The organism is Tessaracoccus luoxuelianae (assembly GCF_054483915.1).
In genome coordinates, this window is the sequence record NZ_JBTLTG010000002.1 from 1 (window position 1) to 26,573 (window position 26,573).

General features: G+C 67.4%; 29 protein-coding genes. 24 read left to right on the forward strand and 5 right to left on the reverse strand.

What is annotated here, in order from left to right; genetic code table 11:
• Positions 1-153 precede the first annotated feature (153 nt).
• From ACX1D1_RS15725 to ACX1D1_RS15805, 17 genes are all read left to right on the forward strand, one after another.
• Positions 154-1,089 (forward strand): ParA family protein, encoded by a 936-nt coding sequence (locus ACX1D1_RS15725; protein WP_459056617.1) that lies wholly within the window; start codon positions 154-156, stop codon positions 1,087-1,089.
• Between the two features lie 215 nt (positions 1,090-1,304).
• On the forward strand, positions 1,305-1,577 hold the full coding sequence (locus ACX1D1_RS15730) for a hypothetical protein (protein ID WP_459056618.1): 273 nt from the start codon (positions 1,305-1,307) through the stop codon (positions 1,575-1,577).
• A gap of 285 nt (positions 1,578-1,862) precedes the next feature.
• Positions 1,863-2,159, forward strand: a complete 297-nt coding sequence (locus ACX1D1_RS15735; RefSeq protein ID WP_459056619.1) for a hypothetical protein — start codon at positions 1,863-1,865, stop codon at positions 2,157-2,159.
• A gap of 1 nt (position 2,160) precedes the next feature.
• On the forward strand, positions 2,161-3,981 hold the full coding sequence (locus ACX1D1_RS15740) for a hypothetical protein (RefSeq protein WP_459056620.1): 1,821 nt from the start codon (positions 2,161-2,163) through the stop codon (positions 3,979-3,981).
• A gap of 22 nt (positions 3,982-4,003) precedes the next feature.
• Complete coding sequence (locus tag ACX1D1_RS15745; RefSeq protein ID WP_459056621.1) at positions 4,004-4,366, forward strand: helix-turn-helix domain-containing protein; 363 nt, start codon at positions 4,004-4,006, stop codon at positions 4,364-4,366.
• Between the two features lie 88 nt (positions 4,367-4,454).
• The gene (locus ACX1D1_RS15750) at positions 4,455-5,165 is read left to right on the forward strand and encodes an SAF domain-containing protein (RefSeq protein WP_459056622.1); all 711 of its coding nucleotides are present in this window, start codon (positions 4,455-4,457) and stop codon (positions 5,163-5,165) included.
• Positions 5,166-5,168: 3 nt separating this feature from the next.
• Entirely contained in the window at positions 5,169-5,900 is a 732-nt protein-coding gene (locus ACX1D1_RS15755; protein ID WP_459056623.1) for a CpaE/TadZ family protein, read from the forward strand.
• Positions 5,897-7,423, forward strand: a complete 1,527-nt coding sequence (locus ACX1D1_RS15760) for a TadA family conjugal transfer-associated ATPase (protein WP_459056624.1) — start codon at positions 5,897-5,899, stop codon at positions 7,421-7,423. The genes ACX1D1_RS15755 and ACX1D1_RS15760 overlap by 4 nt, the downstream gene beginning before the upstream one ends.
• The gene (locus ACX1D1_RS15765; RefSeq protein WP_459056625.1) at positions 7,420-8,301 is read left to right on the forward strand and encodes a type II secretion system F family protein; all 882 of its coding nucleotides are present in this window, start codon (positions 7,420-7,422) and stop codon (positions 8,299-8,301) included. The genes ACX1D1_RS15760 and ACX1D1_RS15765 overlap by 4 nt, the downstream gene beginning before the upstream one ends.
• The gene (locus tag ACX1D1_RS15770; protein WP_459056626.1) at positions 8,298-9,185 is read left to right on the forward strand and encodes a type II secretion system F family protein; all 888 of its coding nucleotides are present in this window, start codon (positions 8,298-8,300) and stop codon (positions 9,183-9,185) included. The genes ACX1D1_RS15765 and ACX1D1_RS15770 overlap by 4 nt, the downstream gene beginning before the upstream one ends.
• 19 nt (positions 9,186-9,204) lie before the next feature.
• On the forward strand, positions 9,205-9,381 hold the full coding sequence (locus ACX1D1_RS15775; RefSeq protein WP_175558290.1) for a hypothetical protein: 177 nt from the start codon (positions 9,205-9,207) through the stop codon (positions 9,379-9,381).
• Positions 9,356-9,745, forward strand: a complete 390-nt coding sequence (locus tag ACX1D1_RS15780; RefSeq protein ID WP_459056627.1) for a TadE/TadG family type IV pilus assembly protein — start codon at positions 9,356-9,358, stop codon at positions 9,743-9,745. The genes ACX1D1_RS15775 and ACX1D1_RS15780 overlap by 26 nt, the downstream gene beginning before the upstream one ends.
• 13 nt (positions 9,746-9,758) lie before the next feature.
• Positions 9,759-10,349 carry a hypothetical protein gene (locus ACX1D1_RS15785; protein WP_459056628.1) on the forward strand — a complete coding sequence of 197 codons (591 nt, stop codon included), beginning with the start codon at positions 9,759-9,761 and terminating at the stop codon, positions 10,347-10,349.
• A complete protein-coding gene (locus ACX1D1_RS15790) occupies positions 10,343-11,263 on the forward strand; it encodes a hypothetical protein (protein ID WP_459056629.1) in 921 nt (306 codons plus the stop codon). The genes ACX1D1_RS15785 and ACX1D1_RS15790 overlap by 7 nt, the downstream gene beginning before the upstream one ends.
• Positions 11,264-11,268: 5 nt before the next feature.
• Positions 11,269-11,694: a TadE/TadG family type IV pilus assembly protein gene (locus tag ACX1D1_RS15795; protein WP_459056630.1), complete on the forward strand. Its 426-nt coding sequence runs from the start codon at positions 11,269-11,271 to the stop codon at positions 11,692-11,694.
• 71 nt (positions 11,695-11,765) lie between these two features.
• Entirely contained in the window at positions 11,766-12,149 is a 384-nt protein-coding gene (locus ACX1D1_RS15800) for a pilus assembly protein TadG-related protein (protein WP_459056631.1), read from the forward strand.
• Positions 12,146-15,076 (forward strand): hypothetical protein, encoded by a 2,931-nt coding sequence (locus ACX1D1_RS15805; RefSeq protein ID WP_459056632.1) that lies wholly within the window; start codon positions 12,146-12,148, stop codon positions 15,074-15,076. Before ACX1D1_RS15800 ends, ACX1D1_RS15805 begins: the two co-directional genes overlap by 4 nt.
• Positions 15,077-15,170: 94 nt before the next feature.
• Here the strand turns inward: ACX1D1_RS15805 and ACX1D1_RS15810 are convergent, their stop codons facing one another.
• The 4 genes from ACX1D1_RS15810 to ACX1D1_RS15825 all read right to left on the reverse strand — a co-directional run bounded on the left by ACX1D1_RS15810 (position 15,171) and on the right by ACX1D1_RS15825 (position 20,146).
• A complete protein-coding gene (locus ACX1D1_RS15810; protein WP_459056633.1) occupies positions 15,171-17,723 on the reverse strand; it encodes an NAD-dependent deacylase in 2,553 nt (850 codons plus the stop codon).
• Positions 17,720-18,838, reverse strand: a complete 1,119-nt coding sequence (locus tag ACX1D1_RS15815) for a hypothetical protein (RefSeq protein ID WP_459056634.1) — start codon at positions 18,836-18,838, stop codon at positions 17,720-17,722. The genes ACX1D1_RS15810 and ACX1D1_RS15815 overlap by 4 nt, the downstream gene beginning before the upstream one ends.
• A 241-nt stretch (positions 18,839-19,079) precedes the next feature.
• Entirely contained in the window at positions 19,080-19,295 is a 216-nt protein-coding gene (locus ACX1D1_RS15820; protein ID WP_459056635.1) for a hypothetical protein, read from the reverse strand.
• 137 nt (positions 19,296-19,432) lie between these two features.
• Positions 19,433-20,146 (reverse strand): HNH endonuclease, encoded by a 714-nt coding sequence (locus ACX1D1_RS15825; RefSeq protein WP_459056773.1) that lies wholly within the window; start codon positions 20,144-20,146, stop codon positions 19,433-19,435.
• Between ACX1D1_RS15825 and ACX1D1_RS15830 the strand changes: the two genes are divergently transcribed.
• Together ACX1D1_RS15830 and ACX1D1_RS15835 are read left to right on the forward strand one after the other, a co-directional pair.
• A complete protein-coding gene (locus tag ACX1D1_RS15830; RefSeq protein WP_459056775.1) occupies positions 20,120-20,950 on the forward strand; it encodes an FHA domain-containing protein in 831 nt (276 codons plus the stop codon). The two genes, ACX1D1_RS15825 and ACX1D1_RS15830, sit on opposite strands and share 27 nt — an antisense overlap.
• A 74-nt stretch (positions 20,951-21,024) precedes the next feature.
• Positions 21,025-22,137, forward strand: a complete 1,113-nt coding sequence (locus ACX1D1_RS15835; protein WP_459056636.1) for a dual specificity protein phosphatase family protein — start codon at positions 21,025-21,027, stop codon at positions 22,135-22,137.
• 67 nt (positions 22,138-22,204) lie between these two features.
• Here the strand turns inward: ACX1D1_RS15835 and ACX1D1_RS15840 are convergent, their stop codons facing one another.
• Positions 22,205-22,594: a hypothetical protein gene (locus ACX1D1_RS15840; RefSeq protein WP_459056637.1), complete on the reverse strand. Its 390-nt coding sequence runs from the start codon at positions 22,592-22,594 to the stop codon at positions 22,205-22,207.
• Positions 22,595-22,699: 105 nt separating this feature from the next.
• On the opposite strand from ACX1D1_RS15840, the gene ACX1D1_RS15845 reads away from it, so the two are divergent.
• The 5 genes from ACX1D1_RS15845 (at position 22,700) to ACX1D1_RS15865 (ending at position 26,571) form a co-directional block, all read left to right on the forward strand.
• Positions 22,700-22,942 carry a hypothetical protein gene (locus tag ACX1D1_RS15845; RefSeq protein WP_459056638.1) on the forward strand — a complete coding sequence of 81 codons (243 nt, stop codon included), beginning with the start codon at positions 22,700-22,702 and terminating at the stop codon, positions 22,940-22,942.
• A gap of 920 nt (positions 22,943-23,862) precedes the next feature.
• Positions 23,863-24,291, forward strand: a complete 429-nt coding sequence (locus ACX1D1_RS15850) for a hypothetical protein (protein WP_459056639.1) — start codon at positions 23,863-23,865, stop codon at positions 24,289-24,291.
• Positions 24,292-24,602: 311 nt separating this feature from the next.
• Entirely contained in the window at positions 24,603-24,761 is a 159-nt protein-coding gene (locus tag ACX1D1_RS15855; protein ID WP_459056640.1) for a hypothetical protein, read from the forward strand.
• Between the two features lie 392 nt (positions 24,762-25,153).
• Positions 25,154-25,711 (forward strand): type IV toxin-antitoxin system AbiEi family antitoxin domain-containing protein, encoded by a 558-nt coding sequence (locus ACX1D1_RS15860; RefSeq protein WP_459056641.1) that lies wholly within the window; start codon positions 25,154-25,156, stop codon positions 25,709-25,711.
• The gene (locus tag ACX1D1_RS15865; protein ID WP_459056642.1) at positions 25,708-26,571 is read left to right on the forward strand and encodes a nucleotidyl transferase AbiEii/AbiGii toxin family protein; all 864 of its coding nucleotides are present in this window, start codon (positions 25,708-25,710) and stop codon (positions 26,569-26,571) included. Before ACX1D1_RS15860 ends, ACX1D1_RS15865 begins: the two co-directional genes overlap by 4 nt.
• Positions 26,572-26,573: the final 2 nt, after the last annotated feature.

The following is a 26,573-nucleotide window of genomic DNA, read 5'->3' on the forward strand; positions in this document are numbered from 1 at the left end:
GGACCCCACGGAGAGCTAATAGAACTAAAAGAACTAATAGTACTCAGGCGACACGCTGGCGCGGTTCGAGCTAGCAGACTCGATACCCCCTAGGCTGCGGTAGAACCATTGGAACTATTGGAACCATTAGAACTAGGCGTGAGGGGGTGCCCGATGGGCGTTGGACTCGAACGTGTTGTCGCGGTCGTCAACGGCAAGGGGGGAGTCGGGAAGACGACTGTCACAGCGAACCTTGGCGGAATGCTCGCTGTCAGCGGCTACCGAGTGCTGCTGGTCGACATGGACCCCCAGGGCAATCTGGCGGAGGAACTCGGTTACACGAGCAGCGACATCAACGATGACGGGCTGGCGCTGGCACAAGCGCTGACGTTCTCAGGTGTCGCCCAGCCAGTCAAAGGGATCCGAGAGAACCTTGATGTCCTGATCGGGGGACCCCACCTCGACATGGCGGCGGCCGGTCTGACTATGAAAGCGCAGAAGGATCCCACGGCGGCGAAGCTTGCCCTTGCGGTGGCGCTGACGCCGTTGGCTGCAGACTACGATCTGATCTTCATCGACTGTCCACCGGGGCAGGAGACCCTGCAACAGGCGGCACTGGCGGCGGCCCGTTGGGCACTCATACCGGTCAAGACTGATGCGTCATCTCGAAAGGGACTGCGTGACGTGGCACGCCGTCTCGACGCTGTCGTGGGGCTGAACCCGGATCTCGACCTGCTGGGCGTCGTGCTTTTTGGGGTCAACAGGTCAGCGAAGAGAGTCTCGGAGACGGCGCGCCAGGGAATCAGGGACGACCTGGGTGACGGGGCGCCGATCTTCGAGACTGCCATCCGTCACGCCGAGGCCGCAGCCCAGGAGAGTCGAGAGCGGGGACTCCTCGCGTTCGAGCTTGAAGAGGCTGTTCTCTCTGCCCCGAAGTGGTGGGAGATTCGCCGGGACCACGCGTTGCAGCAGGATGGCCCGCGTTCGCGTAGTGCGGTCGGGTTGGCGGAAGACTTCCAGTTGCTTGGCGAGGAAGTCGTGAAGCGAATCACCGAGAGTGAAGCGAGCCAGGTGGTTGCTGTTGCGGGAGCAGGGGAGGGGCTCCGATGACGGGGGAGGCGAGGCGCCAGCTGACAGGACTTCCACCGAGGCCGGCGCATCAGCCACCGGTCAATTCGCGCTTGATCAGGAAGAACCGGTCCGCCGGCGATGCTGTGACAACGCCCATGGTCCAGTCCGGCCCAGTCGCAGAGGTTGAAGAGCAACAGACTCCATCCGTATCCAGCTTCACCGAGCCTGCGACAAGAGTGTCTGAGGCCAACACCATGGCACGGACCACAGCCAAACCCGCGAAGAAGCCGGCTAGCAAGGTCAAGGTCGGGTTCTACATAGACGTCAACGATGCGGCCCGTTTGCGCGGTGCGGCGAGGTTCATTCCCAACGAGCTGCGGGCCGAGGGTGTCGACGGGTTCTCAGCCATGGCAGCCAAGCTCCTCATGGACGGACTGGCACAGCTTGAGCGCACCTACAACAACGGCGAACCTTGGCCGAGCATGCCACCGGGCGAGGAACTGCCACGGGGACGTACGGTCCAGTAGAACGCTGGTCCATCCGCTTCAGCTACGAGCCATCTCACCCGCGTCGCGCGAATCTCTAGGGGGAGTGCCTTCGACTCCGCTCTGCGCTGCTGGTTAGTACTAAAAGTACTAATCGCGTCCGCTCGTCTATCCCCACACAGCTCAAAGTCGATTACGCCAGCGCCCGCTTAGTCCGGGGTTCATATGTGTGGAGGTTTGCAGACAGGGCCTGTGGATAACGGGAAAAGTGGTCTGCCCTTTCCGATCAAGGGGTCAGCGGCGCAGGCGAAGCGAAGGGACGAAGAGATGATTGATGGCTCGTACGAGGTGTTCGTGTTGGTCGACGAGGCGTGCAACCTGATGGTGCACGACGACACGGTCACGGGGCTCACGGCGCTCGACATCGCCGCATGCCGTGCGATGGTCGTGGAGTTCGCGCAGGGCGCCACAGAGGTGGCCGTTGATGTGCCGGGCTCGGTGGCACAGTGCATTGACCAGGCCGCCCGACGGGCCGCGCTGTGGGATCCGGCCCAGCTCACGACCGAGGCCCTCCGCCTGGTGCTGTTGCTCTCAGACGTCAGCCGCGACCTGAACAGGGCATGACGTGGCCAGGTTCCACCAGGCCGTTCAAGAAGCAGCAGCCCACCTCGCCGGCGATCCCGTCTCCTTGGCCACCTGGGCCCACACGGTTCGCCGATGCGACCAGCTCCTGGCCGGTACCGACCCGGCGATGCGCAGCGCCGCGGCCCTCACCCCAGTCCTGACGACCGGGGACGCAGGCCTTCGACGGCAGGGTTTGATACTGGCGCTGGACGGCGATCCGGGACTGCCGGTGAGTGCGGGAGACAGGCAGGAGCTGCGTGTCGTGGCGCTGTACGTCACCCGCGCGGCGTCCCGCGAGGCAGATCCCTCCCAGCGACTGCTTCTGGCAGGGATCGAGCGGCGCCTGCTGGGAGGCAGTCCGGCCCGGGGGAGCTTCGAGGCGAGCCTGCGCGGCTGGAGTCATGCAGTGGCTGAGGCATCCGAGGCGATGGACCCTGTGGCGGCGCTGGCCGTGAGCAGAATCCAACGCACCCTCCTCGATGCGGGCGTCGAGGCGATGAACCGACTGGAAGTCGCCGACGGCGTCGGCCACGAACGCCTCCTCGCTGCTGTCGAAACCAGCAGGGACGCCTGGGCAAGGGCATACGACGCATGGTTGGAGATTGTCCCGAGAAAGGCTCTGTACATCGAAGGCCTCGACAGGGCCACCGTGGGCGTGCAATTGGCCGCGCGGGACGCCAGTGACATCGACAAGCTTCGAGGACTCTTGGTTACGGGGTTTGGTGGGAATCTGGCGGCCGCGATGGCGGTGACGCCTGCTGATATGCGGGTGGATTCTGATCTGGTGGCGCGTGCTGTGACGCTGGAGCAGCGCAGTGATCTGGCCGCAGCGATCCAGCCTCGGGAGTTCCGCGAGCCTGAACCTGTTGCGGTCCCGGTGGAGCCGAGTGTTGGCCCGGCGGTGAGGTTCACCACGTCGAGCGAGGCGGCTTCTTCGCCTCGCCCCGCGATGTTACGGCAGGGGCTGGAGGTGGAGACCGTCAATTTCGGGGAACGCGGCCGGTTGGAGGAACTCGCCGGTGAGAGGGATGCGGGGGTGATCGCTGGGGCGGCCCGTGCGGGTGTGGTGGAGGCGGTGGCGTTGGTGGGTGGTGCGACGGTCGCGGAGTTGAGTCGGCTGGTGGAGCGGGGGGAGCGGGCCCAGGCGGCGATCGCCGCCTCGGCGTTGCCGATTGTCTACTCCTGGAGTCGACGGTTCGCACCCGAGTTTCGACAGGAGTTCGTGTCGCGGGCGTCGCTGCAGTTGGCGGAGGTCGCTTCCAAGTGGGACCCTCGCGTGGCCGGGTGGTCGACGTTTGCCTATACCGTCGTCGACTACGCCTACCGCGGCGAGGCGCGCCGGCTGGGGACGTCTCGGGAGGTGACCAGCGAGGACGTGGGGCGGTGGGCGGGGGAGTCACCGTCACGCTCGACGGTGACCGTTGCGAGGTCTCCGGAGGCGGAGGCGCTGTGGGGGGCGGAGCGGGACCAGGTGGCCCGGTTGCTGGACCAGTTGCCGGATCGCATGCGTGTGGTGATGGAGGGCCGACTGGGATTGGCGGGGTCGGTGAAGACTTTCGCTGCTCTGGCGGAGGAGACGGGGGTATCGCCGTGGATCGTGTCGCGCGATGCGAGGGTGGGGACGCGGTTGCTGCGGGAACACCACCTGGCAGCGAAAGCCACGGAAGAGAACCCTTCTCCGGATTCGGCTCCGGTGACGTTGCGGCATCTGGCCCAGGTCCTGCAGCCTCCGAAGGAGGACAGGTCGCGGACATCGACCTCGGCGAGGCCGGAACACCGCTCGGGGCGACCTTCGAGGGACGTGCGGGGGGTGTCGCGGTGATTCAGGCCCTTATCCTGTGGGCATGTCAGTGGCAGAGCGGCTCCGTGAGGCGAGGCTGGCCGCGGGCCTTACCCAGGCGCAGCTGGCCCAGCGGATTGGTGTTGCTGACGGCACGAGGGTCGCGGCGTGGGAGCACGGACGCTCAACGCCTCATCCGGCGACCTGGGCCGCGGTGTGTTCACTGCTTGGGATCGACGTGGAGGAGGCGGGGGTGGTGACCCTGCGTTCTCTTAGACTGCGGCGAGGGTTGACTCCTGACGACGTGGCTGCGGAGCTGGGGGTTGCTGCTGGCACGGTGCGGCGGTGGGAGTCGGGGGCTCACAGGCCGCGGGCGAAGCACGCGGATCGGCTGGCGGAGCTCTACGGAGTCCCCACCCTCCCATAAGTGACCAAAAGTCACTAGTGATAGAAATACGTATCGGTTAGGTTTGCGCCATGGGACCACTGTGCCCGGGTTGATAGAGAGTGTGACCATGACTATGGCTCCAACAGGAGACGAACCAACCACCGCGAGGCCGCCGATCGTGGCGGCGCCGGCCGCCAGGACGCAGCGGCGGCCGTTGTTCGCGGTGTTAGCGGGGCTGCTGATCCTGCTCGGCGCGGCCGGGGGAGCATTGGTGTTCTGGTCGACCGGCTCCACCGTGGAGGCGGTCGCGGCCCGCGTCCCCGTGGCCCGGGGTGAGGTGATGACGGCGGAGATGTTCACCACCGTTCAGATCGCCCCCAACCAGCAGCTGAGTTACCTGGACGCCGACGAGCTGCCCGCCCTGTTGGGGAAACGCGCCGCCCATGATGTGGCGGCCGGGTCGCTGGTTGGCCCCACCGCCGGTGTCGAGGCCATGGTCCCGTCGTCGGGTCGCACAGTCGTCGGATTGTCTCTTCCGCCTGGTGCGGAGCCGGCGGTCCCGTTGCAGGTCGGGGACCGGGTCCGGGTGATCCTCACCGAACCGGCTTATGCCTGTGCGGCGGGGGAGTCCGGCACCATCGACACCCCTGAGGGCGCCATCGCCGCGCAGTGCACCGTCAACGTGGTGATCCCGGCCGTGGTGGTGGCCACCGCCCGCGATGAGGCCTCCGGCCAGGTCTCCGTCTCGGTGGACGTCGCCGAGGATGATGCACCGCGTACGGCGGCCGCTGCCGCTTTGGGTCGCGCGGCCCTGGTCCTCGACAGCCGGGACGCCTGACCAATGGCCGTTTACGCGCTCACCTCTGCCGCGGGTTCCCCTGGGGTGACCACCACCGCGCTGGGTCTGGCGTTGGAGTGGCCGAACCAGGTGCTGCTGGTCGACGCCGACCCCGTGGGCGGGTCGGCGATCCTGGCCGGCTACTACCGCGGCACCGTCGGGCATCCCGGCACCCTGGTCGAACTCTGGTCCGCCCACCGCCAAGGCGGGCTCGAGGACGCGGTCCGCGAGTTGCCGCTGCGGCTGTCGGAGACCGCCTCCCTGATCCCCGGCCCCGCCGGCGCCGCCCAGGCCGGCGGCCTGGTGGATCTGTGGCCGGCGCTGGCCGCGCAACTCAGGGTGCTGTCTCAGTTTGGCGTTGACGTCCTGATCGATCTGGGGCGTCTCGGTCACACGCATTTCGCGACCCCCCTGGCCAGGGCCGCCGACGAGCTCCTGCTGGTCATGCGTAGCGATCTGCCGTCGGTCGCGGCCGTCTCAGCCGCAGAGGTGCCTTCGGAGGCCCCGGTCCGCGGGCTGCTGATCGGCCCCAACCGGCCCTACACCGCCCACGCTGTGGCGTCGGTGATCAAACGCGAGATCGGCGTGACGTTGCCGTGGGCGCCGGAGGAGGCCGAGGTCCTCAGCCACGGCCAGCCCGAGCCGAAGCGTGGCCTCAAGCTCCGCAAGGCGCTGCGGCAGGCCGGCGAGGAGCTCCACACCACATCCATCACCGCCCTGGGGGTTTCAGCATGAGCGACGCACTGCAGGCCGCTGCCGAGATCGACCCGGCCACGCTGGCCCTGTTCACCCAACCGGCACCGCCGGCGGGCCGTACCCGTGGCAGCTTCCGGATGCTCACCGCGGAGGAGCCACGTCGCCAAGCCGCACGACACGAGCCCGCAACGCCGCCGGAGCTGGCGCGGCCGGTGCTGACGCCTAGGGTGCAGCGTCGCCTGGCGGGGGAGATCGACTGGGATCTGGTCGACACGCTCCGCGAACGGGTCTCGACGGAACTCTCGGAGCGCGACCCCGACCCCTCGACGCGCGAGGACATCGGCCGCGAGATCATCGCCGCGGTCCTGGAGGAGGAATCCCGCGCCTCCACCGTCCGCGGCCAACTCACCTGGACCCTCGACCACCAGGACCAACTCGCCCAAGCCCTGTTCGATGCCGTCTTCCGCCTCGGCCGGCTGCAGCCCTATCTGGACGATGACGCGGTGGAGAATGTGATCATCTCCGGCTTCGACAACGTGCTGGTGGAGAACAGCGACGGCGAGCTGGTCCCCGCGCCGCCGGTCGCGTCGAGCGATGAGCAGCTGATCGAGTACCTGACGTTCATGGCCGCCCACCAGCCGAAGCCGCGGGAGTTCTCCGAGGCGGCGACGAAGCTGCACCTGGCGCTGCCGAACCGGGCGAGGCTGTTCGCCTCGGCGTGGGTGACGTCACGGCCGACGGTGATCATCCGCCGCAACCGCCTCATCGACGCCGGCCTCCACGAACTCGTCGCCCTGGGTTCCTTGTCCTCGGTGGCGGCGTCGTTCTTGTCGGCGGTGGTGCAGGCCCGTATGTCGCTGGTGGTCTCCGGTGATCAGGGCACGGGGAAGACCACGATGCTGCGCGCGTTGGCCCACGAGTTGCCGGCACACGTGCAGATCGGCACCATCGAAACCGAGTACGAGCTGTACCTCAAAGACACCGGCGACCACCAGGTCGTCCACGAGTGGCAGGCCAACCCCGGCTCCGGGGAGATCGGTCTCAACGGCCGCCGCGCCGGCGAGTACACCGTCCGCGAGGCCCTCGAAGACTCCCTGCGAGCCAACTTGAGTTACACGATCGTCGGCGAGGTCCGCGGCTCGGAGATCGTGACCATGTTCAAGTGCATGCAGTCCGGCTCCGGCTCCATGTCCACCACGCATGCGAGGACTGCCGAGGGGGCGATCCGGAAGCTTGTCACCTGCGCGACGCAGGAGGGCGCCAACATCACCCGCGAATACGCGCTCAACGTGATCGCCGAGGACATCGACGTGATCGTCCAGCTCCAGGTCGAATCCGTCCAACAGCCTGATGGCACCTGGCGGAAACGCCGCTGGGTGTCCGAGATCATCGCCGTCGAACCCGGCGAGGACGCCAAGGGCTACGCCACCACCACCATCTTCGCCGCCGAACCGGGCAGCCACCGCGCCACCGCCCGCATCCTGCCACCGAGGTTCCGGATGCTGGAGCGGTTCGGGTTCGACCTGGCTGGCTTCAACGCCGAGCGGGGAACCCGCGCATGACTGTCCTGGCAGCATTGTCTGGTGCGTTGATCGTCGCCGGCATCCTCGGCCTGATCTACGCACTGACCCCCCACCCCGTCACCCCCGCGAAGGCGCCGCGGATCCGGCGGCGCCGCCGGCTGTCGAAGGTCCGGGTCGTCGCTCTCGCCGGGCTGGCCGCCGGCGCCCTGATCGCGGTGGTGACCGGCTGGCTCGTCGCCCTCGTCATCGCACCAGCCGCCTCGGTGATGATCTACAAGATGGTCACCGGTCGGGCGACGAACCGCATCGAGCGGCTCAACGCCCTGGCGGACTTCGCCCGCGCCCTCGGCGGCGTCCTGACCGTCGGCCGCGGCCTGGAGCAGGCGATCCTGCACGCCGCCCGCTCCGCCCCGGCCGCGCTGGCCCCCGAAATCGGCAGATTGGCTGCACGGGTCCGCGCGAACGTCGCCACCGCCACCGCGCTGCGCCTGTTTGCTGATGAGTTGGATGATGCGACCGGGGACCTGTTCGCCGCCACCCTGATCCTGGCCGCGGAACGCCGCGGCCCCGGTGTCGCGTCCGCGATGCAGGGCCTGGCCGAATCCATCGACGAGGACGTCAAGGCCCGCCGCCAGGTCGAAACCGAGCAGCAGAAGGCCCGCACCGCCGCCCGCATGATCACCATCATCTCCGCACTGCTGCTCGGGGGCCTGTTCCTGGCCGGCAGCTACGTCGAGCCCTACCGCACCCCCCTGGGGCAGGTCCTGCTGACCGTGTTCATGTCCCTGTACCTGGCCGCGTTGGTGTGGATGGGCCGCATCTCCGCCACCAAACCCCTGCCACGCTTCATCGGCACCGCCATCACCGCACAACCCGCCACCGACATCGTCGCCGCGAGGCAGGGTGGTGTGCGATGACCGCGCTGCAGCTGGCCATGCTCTCGGGCGCCACGATCACCGCCGGCCTCGTCCTGCTGGTGGCCGGCCTCGTGCCGGCCCCGACCAATCTGAAGGACGCCATCGGCCGCCTGCAACCTCGCATCACCCTCGACACCCCCACCGGGCCGAGCGTGGATTCGGAGGTGCGGCTCGGCCGGTGGGCCGAACGCCACCTTCCCGCGGTCATCTGGGGCGCAGCACCGGAGAAGGATCTCGCGCTCCTGGGTCGCACGAAGGCCGCGTTCTACGGCTCCAAACTGATCTCCGGCGTCCTCGGCCTCCTCGTCGTGCCCGTGATCAGCGCCGCCACGATGATGCTCAGGCTCCCGATCCCTGTCGCGGTTCCCGTCCTCGGCTCGATCGGGTTCGCGGCGATCATGTGGTTCCTGCCCAACAACGAGCTCCGCGACCAAGCCCGGAAGGCCCGCGACGAGTTCAGCTACGCCCTGGTGGCGTTCGTGGAAATGGTGGCCCTCGAGCGGCTCTCCGGCGCCACCGTTCCCGAAGCCTTGCTCCGCGCCGCCGACACCGGCGACTCCTGGGTGTTCCAACGCCTGGCCACCGTGCTGCGCCGCACCCAGTACACCGGCCAGAACCCGTGGGACGCGCTGGCAGACATGGGCCACCACTACGACCTGCCCGATCTGGTCGACCTGGCCGACATCATGCGCCTGGCCGGCGCCGACGGCACCCGCATCTACTCCTCACTACGCGCCCGCGGCGCCGCCATGCGCAACGCCACCCTCAACCAACAAATCAGCCGCGCCAACGCCGACGGGGAACGCATCGCCATCCCCGTCACCCTGCTCGTCCTCGTCCTGGCGATCACCCTGGTCGTCCCCGCAGTCCTCCGCATGATCTAACCCGAAAGGAAACACCGCCATGCTTGCCCTCTACAGCTACCTCACCGCCACCCTCCACACCCGTGTCCGGGTGCGGGATCAGCGGGGTCTGTCCCAGTCCACCGAGAACGCGATCCTCCTCGCAGGGGCCGTTGGGATCGCCGTCCTGATCATCTCCGCGATCACCGCATATGTGCAGGCCAACCTCCCCTCCTGACCAGGACCAACGGGGCCTCAGCTCCTCCGTCCTGGCCACCATCCTCTTCCCGCTCGTCCTCAGCTCCCTGTGGCTGACGATGCAGTGGGCCATGCTCACCTGGGCACAAGCAACAGCACAGGCAGCAGCACAAGACGGAGCCAGAGCCGCAGCAGCCCTCAACGCCACCGGAACACACGGTCAGGCCACAGCCACCCGAGCCGCCGACAACGGATCCATCGACAACCTCCACGTCACCGCCCAACGCGCCGCCCGACTCACCACAGTCACCATCACCGGCACAGCCCTACAAGTCATCCCCGGCTTCCCCGTCACCATCCAGGTCACGGCCACCTCACCCACCCAACGACTCACCCCATCCTGACGGAGACGAAGAGATGACGATCACACGACTCGCACCCGCAGCACTGGCCGCACTACTCCTCCTCGGCGCCTGCACCCCAGACCCCGCCGAGACCCCCACGCCTGTCCCGAGTGCTTCAACTGCGTCCCCGTCACCCACGCCCTCGTCGGCACCTTCGCCGAGCGCGTCGCCGACCCCGACCAGCACCCTGTCACCTGAACAGGAGGCGGCCCAGGCGGGGGCGGTGGAGTACTTCCGGGCGGTCAACGCCGTCCGTAGCGATCCCGACGCAGACTTCCAGCAGGTAGCCAACGCCACCACCGGAACCCATACCTCGGCCGAGGCGCAGCTCATCGGCGAGTACCGCAGCCAGGGCGTTGTCCAGACCGGCGAGAACGTCTACACCTACAAGGGCGTCGGGCCCGTCGTGGAGGCCGGGGGAGTGCGCTCGGTCGAGGTCCGTGTCTGCAGCGACAGCCGAGGCAGCGACATGGTCGACGCCAACGGCAACTCCGTCCTCGACCCTGCCCGGCTCCGTTTCGTCGACTTCAGGCTGGACATGGTCCAGGTGGGCAACAGTTGGCGAGTGAACGGCGGCCAGAGCGAGGCGGTCGAATCATGCTGAAGCGCCTCTACCCAATGGTGATGCTCGCCGCCCTACTCGTCGGCGTAGCAGTCCCCACGGCCTCAGCTGAAGGCACCGGCGGTGCCTTCCTCAACGAGCACACCATCATCGTGAGTGTCCAGGTCCCCGGCTCATCGGGGGGTGGTGGCCGCGGGCAGGGGAGTGCTGGTGGCGGCGGTTCGGCCCCGTCGGGTTGCTACACCGGTGGCGGTGCGGAGTTGCCCTGCACCCAGTGGGGACTGGTCTGGCGGCCCGACCTCGAGTGCTACGCCCGCGTCAAGCCATACCAGCCTCCGTTGACTGACCCAGTGTGGGAGGGCAACACGACCGGGACGATCATCGAGTGCCGGATCGGCACTGAGGGTGGGTGGAGCAACACCTGGGACCTGTGGGCGGCGTCGGCGCAGTTGGCTGCTCCGCCGGATCCAGCGGTCCTCGCGCAGAGGGCGGTGGAGCGGATGCAGCTCGAAGCGATCAGGATGGGCACCTTCCCCGAACAGGCCGAACGAGCCCCCCGGGATCTCGGCTACGTCGGGTGGAACTCGTGGATGTGGGTGTCGAACCCGTCGCCGTCGACGTGGGGCCCGATCACCCGATCCGTGTCTGAGGCCGGCTACACCGTCACCGCCACCGGCCAGGTCGACAAGGTCGTGTGGGACATGGGCGACGGCACCACCATCACCTGCGGCCAAGGCAAGCCCTGGCGCTCCATCTGGGTCCACAACGAGCCCTCCCCCGACTGCGGCCACATGTACGCCAAGGACGGCGAGTACACGATCACCGCCACCTCCCACTGGGTGGTCAACTGGTCCGGCATCGGCCAGAGCGGCACCATCACCACGCAGCTGACCGACACCGCCACCCTGCGGATCGCCGAAGTCCAGGTCGTCAACGTCGTCACCCCCGAAAGCTGACGACGATGAGGCGTGATGGGGAACGGGGGATGATGGTGGCCGTCGAAACCGCCATCATCCTGCCCGTCCTGCTGGCCATGGTCGGTCTGCTGGTCGTGCTGGCCACAGGAGCATTGGCGCAGATGACGGTGAACTCCGCCGCCTCCCAGGCCGCCCGCGCCGCCTCCCTCGAACGCGACACCGCAACCGCCACCGCCACCGCACGCCAGGTGGCCGCCTCCACCTTGACCGAGTCCGGCACCACCTGCCGCACCTCCAACGTCGCCGTGAACGCCGCCGGCCTCCGCGCCCCCCTCGGCACGCCGGCCGTCGTGTCGGTGACCGTGACCTGCACCGTCGACCTCCAGGTCGGCCTGCCCGGCTTCCCCGCCACCCGCACCCTCACCGCCACGAAGACCTCACCGGTCGACACCTACCGGAGCAGACGATGAACCCCCGTCACGCGCTGACCCGCCCCGGTCGGGGTTCTACTGGGCATGGGAAGCAGCGTGGGGAGCGGGGAATGGTGTCGGTGTGGGTGTCGGTGGCTTTGGTGGCGTTCATCGTGACCATCGGCATCGGGATCGACTTCGCCGGCCACGCCGGCGCCGCCCAGCACGCGCGCGCCGTCGCCGACGAAGCAGCACGCGCCGGCGGACAACACCTGACCCTCGACTCCGGCCGGGCCCGCCCCGATGTGCACACCGCCATCGCGGCCGCCAACACCTACGTCGCCGCCTCCCCCTACACCGGCTCCACGGCGATCCGCGGCGGCGACACGATCACCGTCACCGTGCGAGGGTCCTACGACTGCCAGTTCCTCTCCATCATCGGCATCACCACCCTGCGCGTCGAAGAAACCGGAACCGCGACCGTGAAATCCGTCCTCGGAGGAACCGAACAATGACCCGCACCCTCCGCACCCTCCGCACCCTCCGCAGCCTCGCCGCCATCCTCGCCATCGCCGGCATCGTCGCCGGCGCCCCCTGGCTGCTGATCCAACTCGGCCAACTCCCCGGCTTCCTCCCGAGCTGGGATCGCCTCGCGGGGATGCTGCTTGCCCCCGACTCCGGCCGCTTCCTGCTGGTCCTGGTCTGGGCCGCCGCCTGCGTCCTGTGGGCCTGGCTCACCATCCTCATCCTCATTGAGGCTGTGGCGTTGCTGCGCGGGGTGAAAGCGCCGCGTCTGCCGGCCGCGTCGATGCCGCAAGGCCTGGCCCGGGCCCTGGTCGTCGCGGCCGCCGCCGCGTTCATCGCCACCCCCCTAAACGCCGGCGCAGCCCAACCAGACACCCCCACAGTCGCCGTCCCGGCGCCGGCTGCGGTGCCGGCGGCGGTGGCGCTGCCCAGCCAGGACCCCCGCCCCACACCCCCACCCGACGTGGCCCCGGCAGAGTCGGTCACGGTCGAGGAGGGCGACACCCTGTGGGATCTCGCCGAGGAGCACCTCGGCGACCCTGGTCGGTGGCCCGAGCTCTACGACGCCAACAAAGGCCACCCGCAGCCCACCGGGCACGTCCTTCAGGACCCCGACCAGATCGACGTCGGCTGGACCCTCACCCTCCCCGGCCAACCAGCCCGAGCAGCTGCAGCCGAACCACCGCTCGAGACCGAGCCCGAGACGACTCCTCGCCGCGAAGCCGCCATCGCACTGCTCCCCGCCGAAGACACCGCCCCCGTTGAGTCGCCGCCCGCCGCCACCCCGTCGACAGCACCTTCGGTCTCCACCTCCGCCACGCCGTCCGCCGCCACGCCTACGGCGATCTCCTCTGAGGCGACGGTGACCCCGCTCCGCGCAGAAGCCACCGCCGTGGACATCGCCGACAGGGTCGAAGCCCCGATGTATGCGTGGGAGGTCGCAGGGCTCCTCGGCGCCGGCACGTTCCTCGGCGTCGGGATCTCCACCCTGCTCGCCGCAGCGCGGAGGGAACAGTTCCGCACCCGCCGACCGGGGAGGATGATCGCCACCCCCGACCCGGTGGTGGCCCCGATCGAGCAGACCGCGCAGCTGGCCACGAGCCTCTCAGGCCTCCTGGTGGCCCGCCTCGACCAGGTGCTGCGCCGCCTCGACCCCCACACCACCCTCACCGCAGCCGTCGTCGCCCGCGACGCTTCGATCGTCGTGCACACCCCCGACCAGCTCCCCGCCCCCTGGATCCACGACCGGGACGGGTGGCTGCTGCCCAACACCGCCCCCGTGGAGACGGTCGGGGACCTGGTCCCGGACCGGCCGTGCCCCTGGCCGCTGCTGGCCACCATCGGCGCCGACACCTCCGACCGGGTCGTGCTCCTCAACCTCGAACACGCCGGCCTCGTCACGGTGTCCGGGGATCCGGTGATGAGCGCCGACTTCACCCGCTACCTCGCCGCCGAACTCGCCATCAACCCGTGGTCTGACAGGGTCCGGATCGCCTGCGCGGGTCCCGCCACCCAGGTCATCGGCATGTCCCCCGAACGCCTCGACGCCGACCTCGACGAGATCCTCACCATCGCCACCACCAACGCTGAACGCGCCGCAGACAACGCGGTGTCCGCCTCTGAGGCCCGCGCCGTGCAGGCCGGCGACGAAACCTGGCCGGCGGCCGCCGTCATCACCGGCAAGCCATCAGAGGATCTCGAGGAGCTCGCCGCGCTCATCACGAACCACCCCCACCAGACCGGCACCGCCCTCCTCACCCTCACACCCAGTGGAGGGGACCTGGCGCTAACACCAGCCGGACGCATCCGCGGTTTCGGGTTCGAGCTCACAGCTGTCGGGCTCACCGAAGACGAAGCGGCCGGCTGCGCCGACCTCCTCGCCGCCGCCACCCGCCCCGACACCCACCCGGCGCCGGCCGATCAGCTCGTCGACGTCACCGGCAACCTACTCCCCGAGCATCGCGCTGACCGCGACAACGACGACACCGACACGGTCGAGTCGGTACTCCCCGAACCCGACCAGGACTACATCGAAGCCGCCGCCGTCACCGCCGATGACCTGATCACGGTGGCACCAAGGGTGCCCGAGCCGGTCGCCGAGGCGCTGCAGGAGCGGGATCCGGACCTTGATGCGCAGGTGCGGGCCTGGTTCTCGCCGCGCTGCCCCTACCCCCGCCTGTCCCTCCTCGGTCCCGTGACCGCTCGCTGCCACGGCAAGCCGCTGGCCAAGCAGAAGGCCTACTACACCGAAGCCCTGGCCTACCTCGCCCTCCACCCGCACGGGGTGACCGGAGACCAGGTCGCCGCAGCCCTCGGCGTCACCGTCGAACGGGCCCGCACCGTCATCTCCACCCTGCGCCTGTGGGTCGGCACCAACCCCGCCACGGGCACCCCCCACCTCCCCGACGCCAAGAGCTCCCCACAGGCCAAAGCCAGGGGAGTAGGTCTCTACCTCGTCGAAGACCTCCTCGTCGACGCCGACCTCTTCCGCCGCCTCCGAGCCCGCGGCCTCGCCCGCGGCCGAAATGGCATCGCAGACCTCGAAACCGCGCTGCAGCTGGTCACAGGCCGACCGTTCGACCAGCTCCGCGCCGCTGGCTGGACCTGGCTCATCGACGGCGACCGCGTCGACCACCACATGATCTGCGCCGTCACCGACGTCGCCCACATCCTCGTCACACACCACCTCCAGTCAGGTGACCTCGACGCCGGGAAACACGCCGCCACCATCGCCCTGACAGCAGACCCCGACTCCGAAACCGCACGCCTCGATCTCGCCGGCATCATGGTCCTAGACGGCCACACCGGCTCCGCGCGCCAAATCCTCGCCGACGCCCTCGGCGACAACGCCGAGCTTGATCTGAGCGAGCGTGCCACCGGCATCCTCAACGGCAAAGACTGGCTGAAAACCGGGTGAGAGATCCGAGGAGGGTGCTCGTCACAGACGGTGGTTCGGCAAACTGGCCGCCGGGCAGGTCACTCCCATGCCCTGCGGGCGGGGTCAGCCTCCGCTAGTCACGATTCTGGAGGTAGGTCACCATGGCGTTCCAGTTGGGGAACTCCGGCGTGCCGAGTGCGATGATCTGGCGCCCGTTCCCGCTCGTCCTCAGCTCCCTGTGGCTCTTCGGTGCGACGACGAGCAGGTCCCAGCCTTGGAGCTTGCTTCTGGACCAGTTCATCATGAGCTGGTCTGGCCACAGGCCCTCATCTGAGCCGAAATACTGCACATACCAGCGCCAGAACGTTGGCGCGTGGCCGTCGAGTGGCATCCCTTCGGGGGCCAACAGGACGACGTTGTAGTCGAGATGATGCAGTTCGGACACAGCTTCCCAGGCGCCTGGGAGCAGGCCCGGAACTTCGTCTCTCGATTCTGGAGACCAGACGGAGAAGGATGCATCTGCGAGTGCTTCGGTGGATATGTAGAGGTTCTCCAGCCGTCCGGCCCGGTTGAGTCGAGCGGCGCGATGCTCGTCCCGCTGCTTAGCAAGAGTCTGTTCGAGTGCGTGCTCTTTGACCCGGATCTGCTCCTCGACTTTCGCCTGTTGTTCGTAGCGAGCCAGGTCGTCCAGGGATAGCGCTTCCAGTTCTAGGCGGAAGCGACGTGAACTCTTGACCTGCAACGCGGCGTCCGCGAGAAGCAATTCGGGGGGCTCCCCGTCGTAATCCCAGTCCCAGTCCGAGTCGCGATGCTCATGGGTGTAGGTGGTGCGCAGCTTCTGTCGCAGCGACCCGATCTGGCTTCTCCATTTGTGCCTCAAGGGGGTAGGGAGTTCTGCGAGCAGATCGTCGAACGCTGCGAGTTCGTCCCTGAAGAGCTGTTCGACCAGTTGGGGCACGCCAACCGATGCCGTGTCGAGCGTCACCTGGTCGTACCCCGTGGGGTCGTTGGGCTCGTCGAGGTTGATCAGTTTCGTGTTGGCGCCGTTGGCGCGGGCCCTAGCCGCAAGACCCGCTGCGGGAGACACTGTGCCTGAGGTGCCGACCACGACGAACAGTTCGCATTGGTCGGCGGCCTTCTGGATTTCTTCCCACCGGTACACGGGCTCCCCGAACCAGACGATGTCGGGTCGAAGTGCCTGCCTTCCGCATGTTGGGCAGGGTGGGTTGTCAGCGAGGTCTGCTGTCCAGCGATGGCGGGTGCCGCAATCGGTACACCAGGCGTTGTTCAGTTCACCGTGCATGTGAATGACGTTGGTGGAGCCCGAGCGTTCATGCAGGTCGTCCACGTTCTGGGTGATGATCAGGACGTTGTTTCCTTCGATCTCCTCTAGGAGGGAGAGTGCACGATGTGCGGCGTTGGGTTCTGCTGCGAGCGCGGCCCGCCGCCGGATGTCGTAGAAGTGGTGGACGAGTTCCGGGTTGTTGGCGAATCCGTGGGGGGAGGCGACCTCCTCGATGCGGTGGTTCCGCCAGAGCCCGTTGGTGTCTCTGAAGGTCGAGAGGCCTGACTCTGCCGAGATCCCGGCTCCGGTGAGCAGGACGATCGCGGGCGCCGCTCGCTGTCCTTCTCGGGACTGGCTGTGTCGGGTTGGGTGAAGGGTCGGGGTCTTGTCGGTATCCGGAGAGCGCTTCTCCATGCGATGAGTTCCTTGTCCTTCTGTGGGAGCGGGATCTGGGTGCTCCCATGTGCGGGCTGGGTGGGCGCCCTCTTCGATGAGGTGTGTTGGGTGGGCTGCACCGTCAAGGTAGTGACTTCCGCCACTCGTCGTCGGGAAGGCGGTACGGGTCGGTGTGGAGGGCGCGCCGCTACCCAACGCCGTGCCGGGCTCAGGATCGGTGAGGCTGTGTTCTGGCTTCACTACACTCAGGGTGTCGACGGGCCCGAGTCGTAGATAGCGGGCGAGCTCGGCGATGGAGCCGCCGACGCGCGGTAGTGCATCGAGGATCTCGAAGCTGTGTGGATCCTCGATGCCGCCGAGGTCTGCGGCGGCCGCCAGGAGTTCGATGGCTTCGATCAAGGTTGCGAAGGTCAGATGGACGCGGCCGGCCTCGTCGAGCACTACGCGAGGCACACCGTCTCTACTGATCAGCCAGAGCGGCTCGTGCCACACCGATCCCTCGCCCCAAGAGATGCCCGAGATTTGGTCGACGTACCACCCGACGGTGGTCGCGAGCGACGGGAAGTCTTTGGTCAGGCTGAACGCTGAGAAGGTTGCATCGGCGTCATCATCGGTCTCGAGCAGCAGCTTCGCGGGACGAGCGGACCAGGAGTTCTCGGTGTCGTCCTGCAGGTGCGCGATCAGCTCGTAGATCGCTGCCTTCTCTGTCAGTTGCTCTCTTTCAGCAGGTGCGCCCCAGCACTCGAGCCAGTCCGTGACTCCAAGTAGTCTCGCGCTTCCTGACTCGGTGACGTCGTCCCAGTCGATCTCACGAATCGGCGCAGACCGAGGTTCCCATGTGGGTCCCTGATCGTCGTCGAAATGGAGGGCCGCCCCGTGAGGGCCGTCGTGGACGACTAGGTGGCCTCCGTCGCCTGGGTCGACCCAAGAGATGTCCAGCCATGGGCGGGAGCCGACGATGTGACTGGCGACATGCCACGCCTGGCGAACGGTCTGGCGATTCACGTTGGGTTACCGTCGTCGTTGTGTGCCTCGGCCCACCTACGGAGTTGCGTGACGGGGGGTCGAATGATGTCTCCGTGGGAACGGTAGACCCAGTGCCTGGGCATTTGGCCTTCAGGGCCGCGATACCCGCGGTAGTACACACCCCAGGCCGTGCCCTCGCAGATGAGTTCCTCACGGAAATCGGGGTGCCAAGCGCTGAGAGAGCCGTTGTCCTCGAGCCGGGCGACGATCTTGGCGATCTCGAGATCGCCCGAGGGCTCTGTACTCGACCACCGTGACGCCTCCACGTAGACCTCGAAGCGGCCGTGGGGGTCGCTCAGATCGTCGTCGCGGACGATCCCGAACAGTCGCCAGTCTGTTCCCTGCGACTCGACCCGGGTGAGGGTTACGGTACGACGGTCGAAATCGTATTCAGAGACCCAGGTGCCGACACCGCATCCGGCGGAGCCAGTCTCATCTCTGTCGGCCTGCGTGGCACGGTCAAGCCCCATCGGAGGGTCCTGCGCTTGCGAGGTGTCAGCGGTCTGCGGCCCTGCGTCGGTCCACTCTGCGTTGCGCGGTCCTCTCCGTCGCCATCCGGAGAAGGCGGCCTCGGCCTCCGCTCTGGTGAAGAGATGCACTCCCGTCCTGCCGGGGAGTGTCATGGCCGGCACGATCTTCCCGGCGGCCAGCCACCGCATCACGGTCTTGCGGCCGACCCCGTGAGTGTCGACGATCTCGCTGATTGAGATGAGGTCTGGGGCCGGTGGCCGGCTGTCTTCTTCGAGGGAGAGTAGCGCAGGGTCGTTGTCAGCCTGGTTGAACTCCCGCCAGTGAAACTGCTTGTCCGCCGGAATCAACCCATTCGACCCGGCCACGACCAGCCCGTTGTCCTTTCGCGCCAAGAAGCCCACGTGCTGCCCTCCGGCAAGCATGGCAACCTGGGATGCGGTCGCCCAAGGAGTCACGCGAAGCTGGTCTCGGCCGCAAATGACGTCGAGGTCATCGTCGGAACCTTCGCGGGTCGGGAACACTCCCGTGGGCACGGCGTCGGGGCCGTCCGCTTCGATCTCGAACGAGGCGCGCGCCGAACCGCCACCCCCGTAACCATCGAAGTGGATGGCCAGAAACCTCATCGTGACTCACTCCCCAGCGCAACGATGGCGAGAGGGGCGTGTGCCGGCTCTGCTCGTGCCCATCTAGTATCGCCTCCGTGTCGCGCACCCGATCCCTGCGTGGCTCATTGGCACCGTCCACGGCATTGCGGCCCCGCCGCCGGGCTGCTTCTCACAGGCTGGCCTTGACATTGAGGAACCTTTTTCGTGCTGTGGACTGTGACGGCGCTGACCGCGCTTGTGGCCCGGTGCGAGAGGCGGGCTAGACGCTGGCGATGTACGAGATGTGCCCCGTGATCTGCACTGCCTGACCGAAGGAGTCGTGAGCGGAGATGTCCATCGGTCTGCCGACGCTCATGCCGCCTAGATCCTGGGCCAACTTCAGGAGCTGTGGATACGCCGGGACACCGAAGTCGTCGTCGTCTCGCGGCATGATTGTCACCATGGCGGTCTCGCGGAGGTCGAAGACGTAGGTCACCCCCGATGCCTGGACTAACCACTGTCCGACGCACTGCCCGCAGAAGCCGACTACCCCTGTGTGTTCACAGACGGCGCCTGCTCCCCTTTGGGGTGAGCTGGATGTCTGCCGCCGGGCATGGTCATTGCGACGGTTGTTCACGTCGACGGCCTTTCGGTTGTCGTCGGCTTCGCATGGAGCCCCCCGCTCACGGGAGCGCTGGCTGGCGGGAGGGCCTGGTTCGAAGGACTAGGCGCGAGCCTGGCGGGGTCGGTTGCGATCAGCTGGGCCGACACGCGGACGTCGGTTCCCTGCGGGAAGTAGGCCCGGCGCCGCCTTTCCAGGGACAACAGGTACCACCACGGCGGCCTGGCGGCTCCCTTGTTCCGGTTGTGTTGGCCGCACAGTGCCTGGCCGTTGCTGGGGACAGTGGGTCCACCGCGTGACCAGGGGTACACGTGGTCGGCCTCTGTCGCGGCGGCGCTGCACCGCCCCCAAACCAAGAAGGCGGCGCCTTCACACCTATGGCCCGCGCGTGACATCACAACTCGCCGCGAAGCATGCTTAAACCCGCGCCGATCGTCCCTGCGTTGGAAGAAGCGGGGGCCTCTTCCCGGCAACGGGCAGCTCACCACCAGCATCAAGACCGTGATCGCAGCGAAGTGCGGCAGTAGTGGGATGAACACCGTGAGCGCTGTCGCGAGCACCGTCTCCCACTCCACGTCCGACACCCCCTCAAGGTCAATTGCGTGACACACTAACCGGCCAGTTGGTCTTCCGCCTGTAGAGGTCGACGTATCGGCCAAGCCCTCGGCGGGACGCCAACGTCGAGCATGATGGGTGCCGTGTCCCCTTCCACTCCTCCCAGCCATATGAACCTTCCCCTCAACGCCGGGATGACGTTGACCGTGTTGATCGATGACGCTCCGACGGCTCACGTTGCACTTCCTTTGGGGCGATACATCGTGGGGCGCCACGCCGACTCATGCGTCCTGCTCGACGAAGCGTGGGTCTCGCGGACACAGGCAGAGATCCTGGTGCTCGAGACCGGGTGGGTCGTGACCAACGGGTTCCGCACCCGCATGAAGGCTGAGTCCAACCTGATCAAGGCCGAGGCCGGGATGGGGGGCGCCGTGTGGGTCCCGACCAGGGGCACCATGAGGCTGTGGTGGCCGGAGCTGCCCCACGAACTGGTCCTACAGGTCAACGCGCCGGTGGAACAAGCTGCCGCTCTTCCACTTCGGCCAGGGGTTCGCGTACCCAAACTGGCCGGCGTGGGCACCGTGATGCCGCAGCGCGTCCGGCCGGTGCAGGGAGCCGGCCTCCAGGCGCGCCTTCGTGAGCGTCTCCAGGGGCTCGATGGGGAGCCGGCGCCAGGCGATCAACTCGCCGAGCGGCCGTTCGAGCTGTTTCAGAAGCAGCGGTTGGCTGTGCTGTTTCGCCACGAGATCCTCGGAAACGCCCGCCCGAGGAACCTGTACGCGGTGGCCGCCACCTCTCTGGGGGTGTCGCAGGCGTCTCTGAAGCAGCTGGTCCATCGGACGTTGCAGCGTTTGAACAGCGGCAGGGCGGTCCCCTTGGTCAGCGTCCATGCCCTCGGGCACTACCTGGTCCACACCGCCGAAGAACTGACCGCAGACGATCTCCCCGACAGTGACTCCGCGTTACCCAGGTAACGCCGAAACTGGGCCTTGACAAGGTAGAAGAGCAGACTGGAGGTATCGGTTCACCACCTGATCGGGAGCACCTCATGGACACCTTCACCACCGCCAACGCCACCTACATCGACCCCCGTCTCGCGGTCGGCGGTGACCTCGATGAGATCAGCCGCCATCGTGCTCGTGCTCAGCTCGACGAGCTCGTCGGTCACGGCATCACGCACATCCTCGACCTGCGCATCGAGTACAGCGACGAGGAGCTGGTGGCGGACCTCGCCCCGAGCATCTCCTACCTGCATCTGGGTGTCGACGACGCAGGCCAGAGACTGCCGGGGGAGTGGTTCGACGCTGGCGTCCGGTGGCTGAATGAGGCAATGGCCCATCCCGACACCAAGGCTCTCGTGCACTGCCACATGGGGATCAACCGCGCCCCCTCGATGGCGTTCGCCTACCTGCTCAACCAAAGCCGCGGCGTCCGGGACGCGCTCGACACCATCCGTCGCGCGCGCAGTATTGCTGTGATCGATTACGCCGCCGACGCGCTCGACTGGCACCACACGCGCACCGGGGCCTCCGCTTCACGCCGCGCCAGCGACCAGGCCGCACTCGACGCGTGGCGCGCCGACAATCTGATCGACATGGAGCAGACCATTCGCGGTGTCCGGGGCGATGAAGTGCGCCGGTCGACCTCGGCCGAGCTTGCCCGGATGTTCACCAAGTTCGGCAACGACGACCAGGCCGACGGGTATCGGACATGGCTGTTCCAGATGAACAAGGACTATGCCGAGGACGCGCGCGCCGACGCCGAGGCCGGAGTTGACAGGTGGATCATGCCCATCGGCCGGCACGAGGATCAGGTGCTGCCCGGCGACCTGGTGCTGCTCTGGGAAATGGGCCCCAAGGCCACGGCCGGCCTGTTTGGGTGCGGCCTCGTTTACGAGGTGGGCGTCGATGCCCTCCGACCGCGCGACTGGGAGAACCGGACGGGACCGGAGGAATCCTCAGAGGCGGTCGAGATCGATTTCCTGGCAGTGGTGCCTGGGCTGCTGCTGACACGACCGCAACTGAAGGAGACCAAGGAGTTCTCCGACGGCTCGTTCGACCTGTTCAAAATGGCGCAACGCGCCAACCCGTTCCCGGTCGAAGGCGCACACCTTGCCCGGATGGGCGAACTGCTGGCAGTCAAGGCAGGGACAAGATCCTGAAATCACGCGGGAGACTGGTGGGCTGCAGGTATAGAGGCCTGCCACGGCGCAACGGTGCGGAACGTCCTCATGTCGCTCCTTCGAGGAGCCTCATGATCCGGAGTTGGCCGAGCGCGTTCATCAATGCCTTGGCCTGTTCCTCGGGGGTCATGGCCCACAGCTGACTGCCGCCGGGTGCAGGATCCTGCCCTTGGCTCCATGGGCCGATGTACTCCGCAGTCTCCTCCGTGAGCGCGGAACTGGCGAGTTCGCTCATCGTCAACGGGAACTCCAGTTCCGTGCCCAGCGCACCCTGGTCGCCGTGCACGATGACCTCGATGCAGCCGGGGGAGCCGTCCTGCGGGTAGGTCAGATCCACCGGTCGCCGGAACAGCAACATCAGCAGATCCTCGAGGTCCTCGACGCCATCGAGATCGAGGACGTCCAGCAACTGCTGCACGTCCGCGCACTGCCTCACGAACCTTGTATCTCCTGTCAACACCAGGTCTGCCCTTCCCTCAGATCACAGTAGACACCGTGACCAGTTGCCCGGATGGAGAAGAGGGGTGGAAAGGTTGGCCAGGTGATGTATCTCAACACCGCTGTGGCCCGCGAAATCAGCACAGAACTCGCACGCCAGGAGATGAAACCGAAGGTCCTCACGTTCTGGCTGGGGGTCAGCGACAAGAAGGCCGCGGCACTGTGCAAGGGCAACGCTGTGTGGACCATGGCCGACCTGGAAGCTGCCGCCGAAGGACTAGGCATCGATCTCTCCGAAATGGTGACGCGCTGCGCCACCCGGCTCAAGCAGGAACACCCCCACTGAAACGACCAAACACCGCCCCCCTGTCGGCCACCCAGGAAGGCCTGCCGGCTGAGGCCTCGGTGCGGACTGGGATTGGATCGAGGCGGTCACCCCCCGCAGGCGAGGATCTGTCGGTCTTCGACGCTGTCGCGCCACGCACCGACTGCTGCCATTCCGGCACTGCGACCGACCTCAGGGTCGGGGGGTCGGGAGTGGTTGACCGCACCGCGGATCGAAACCGCGCGCCGGGATCATGGTCCACGAAGGCCAACCACCTCCGCCCGCCCCAATAGTCGGCACCCTCGGCGACGACGCCGACTCCGACCCGACACCACAGCTACCCCGCGGACGCCGTGGCCGCAGCTCCGAACCACGAGAAAGTTCTAGGCCGTCGGTTACGCGCTGGCTGATGCGGGTCCGGGTTCTAAGAGCAGGACCAGCAAAAGACAAAGGGAGAAGGGGTGAGCGTGCCGTGTCGAATGCGCAGCAGCTGATTGTGACCGCGAAGAGCGGGGCGGAGGTTCGTGCCCAGTTGGTGTTCTGGACCCGCCAGTTACAACGCGCCTTGGACGCGCGCCGCCGCCTGCTGGGAGTTGCCGCCGCTGGAGTTGAAGGCCGCGCTAGAGGAGCAGCGATGACCGCCAGGTCGGAATCTGACGAGGGGACGTCGGTGGATCTCGGCACCTGGACTCCCCAGGCCCCGTCCGATAGTCCGCTGGTGGTGGCGCCGTGTTCGGTGCCGCGGCGGGTGGCGACCGGGGTTCCGGGCCGGTCCCTGCCGCGCCAGGGTGGCTGGCGCGGCGGGTCGCCACGCACCGGCGGTGTGTGTTGGTCGTCCCGGAGACTCCGGCGCTTCGCCTCGCCGGGCTTACCGCTCAGCCGCTTCCTCGGCTGCTGCACACCGCAGAGGCTCCCGTCACTGATCTTCTGGAGGACTTCTCATGATCCGTATCTCGCTGTGTTTCGAGCCCGCCCGCAAGGGTGATGGTCCGGTCCGCCCGATCGCTCCGCTCTCGGCCACGGCCGTGAGGGAGCTGACGCAGCTCCTGAACCATGAACTGAACCTGACACCGAGGTATCGCAGCTTCGCCCTCCGGGAGGATCCCCGGGTCCGGCTCCTGCTAGAGCCGATCGGACCGTCGGCGGCCCCCGACGCGCCGGTCGTCAGCCATCCACCCGAGTACGTCGACGAACTCGTCGAGACCCTGCTGACGGAGCTCCTGCCCGTCCTCTCCGCCCAGGATCCCGGTCTCCCGCTGCTCGCACCAGATCTGTGGATGCGCCGTTTCGTACCAGTCGACCCAACTCCGGACCTCGAGCCCGCCACGCTCAGAAGTGCGTCACGGCCTCGACGGTCACCGCCGGTGTAGCGCGTTGGCCGTGCAGGGCCGAGGGGGTCGACGGATGGGCGGAGACCGGGGCCCGAGCCGGCGTCGACGTCCGAGGGCTTCCGTAGGCTCGAGGTATGACCCTCACGCACGTCGCATCTGGCCGGGACTCGCCCCCCTTGTGGCGAGTTCGGGGGGACGCGGGTCGATTCGAGCCGATGGCCCATGGGTGGGATCGGTGCTTCCACACGATCCAGAGGACATGCCTGGCGTCGCCGCGAACGTCAACAGCGGCTGCGGCATCGACATATCCACGCCGCCTCCATGACATTCATCAGAAGGGAAGACATCACATGCCCACCGAGAAGAAGAGCAAGCCCCGAAAGCGTAAGACGCCGCTGCTGGCCGATGGCCGCGAGGAGATCTTCATGCCGGAGTGGCTGAAGACAGGCAGCTACAACCTGGTGCGCGTCGCAGACGAGAAGCCTCCGTCGAAGCCGTTGGCGAAATGACTCTCGCCCTCCGTGGGGCACGGGGCGGTCGGCGCAGTGCGCCATGGAGGGTTTGCGCTCGGGGGTGGGGTGGATGGTGACCGCCGCGGGCTGCTGGTGTGCGCAAGCCCGGCTATCCCCTATATAGGGCCCTATGTAGCGCCTATATAGGGCGCAGTATGGCCCCCTATATAGCGGTCGGCTCCAAGACGGATCGACAAGCTCTCGGCTCAGAGGAGGGCAGTGGCGAGCTCGGAAAGGGCGGACCGTCCAGGAGGTGTGCGCCGGTCCCGGATGGATTACTCCTGCTCTGACGAGCGGCCCGGGTCCCGTTCTGCACACCAGCACAGTGAGCTGATCTGTCATCAGGTAGCATTAGCTGTCTACGGATCGTTTCAAGGGGGGTGAGTGGGGTGGGGGCACTGACACCGGCTACGGCGCACCAGGAAGGGCTGTCTCGGAGTGGTTTGTATCGGGCTGCCCGGGATGGGCGGTACGAGCGGATCGCGCGGGGGATCTACGTGCCGGTTGATGACGCAGGCGTGGACTGGGACCTGGTCGAGGCCGCGAGGCGGCGTCCGGATGCGACGGTCTGTCTTGCCTCGGCGCTGGCCCATCATGAACTCACTGACGAGATTCCGGCCGGGTTGGATGTGGCGATCCCTCGCGGGTCGAGGATCCCTGCCGGCAGCGGTTCCATCGTGTGGCATTCCTTTGACCGTGACACGTTCGGTGTGGGACGCGAGGAGGTGCCCATTCCGGGGTCGGATCTGCGGATCGGGTTGTACTCGGCCGAGCGGTCGATCGTGGACGCGTTCCGGCTCCGCGGCGCGGTGGGCTACGAGCTGGCACGGGACGCGTTGAAGGAATGGCTGCGGCAGGGCGGGACACCGGCCCGTCTGGTGGAGCTGGCCCTCGTGTTGCCGCGTGCGAAGGCGCCGACGTTGGCGGCGTTGGAGGCGTTGACGTGAGCACGGGGGAGGAGGTGTTCCGACGTTTGCAGGCGGCGGCGCGGTCGACGGCGTCGAAGACCGGGAGCCCGGCGCCGACTCAGGAGTATCTGACCCGGCATGTCCTGGAGTCGTTCCTCGACCGGCTGACACGCAGCCGCCATGGCGATGCTTTCGTGATCAAGGGAGGGATCCTGCTGGCCTCGTACGGGTGGCGGCGAGCCACCAAGGATGTCGATGTGAACACGATCTCTGCGGATGTGACGCCAGCACATCTGGCCGAGGTGGTGCGGGACCTGGCCGCGATGGAGCTCGACGATGGGGTTGCCTTCGACGTGGGCAGCATCGAGGTGGCCGAGATCCGCGAGGAGGCTGACTATCCCGGGTTCCGGGTGCGGGTCGGGGCCAGGCTCGGGGTGTGGCACGGTGTCGCGGCGTGGGATGTCTCCACCGGGGATCCGATCGTCCCGCCACCGAGGATGGTGCGCATCGACCGTGTAGACGGGGATCCGATCGAGGTGCTCGGCTATGCAGCTGAGACCAGCATCGCGGAGAAGGGGGTGACGATCCTGGAGCGCGGGATTACGAGCACCCGCTGGCGCGACTACGTCGACATCGTCCAGCTGGATGGTCAGGGAATCAACCGCGACGATCTGCGCCTGGCCGCGGAGGCGGTGGCTGCCCACCGGGGTGTGCTCCTCCAACCGGTCAGCCGCGTGCTGGCGGGCTACGGGCAGGTTGCCCAGGCCAAGTGGGCCGCGTGGCGCCGCAAGGAACGACTCGAGGCCGTCACGGACGAGCTCCTCGACGACCAGATCGCGCGGGTGGCCGCTGTCCTCGACCCGATCTTCAGCCCTCCGAGCACCCAGGAGGATCCGTGACC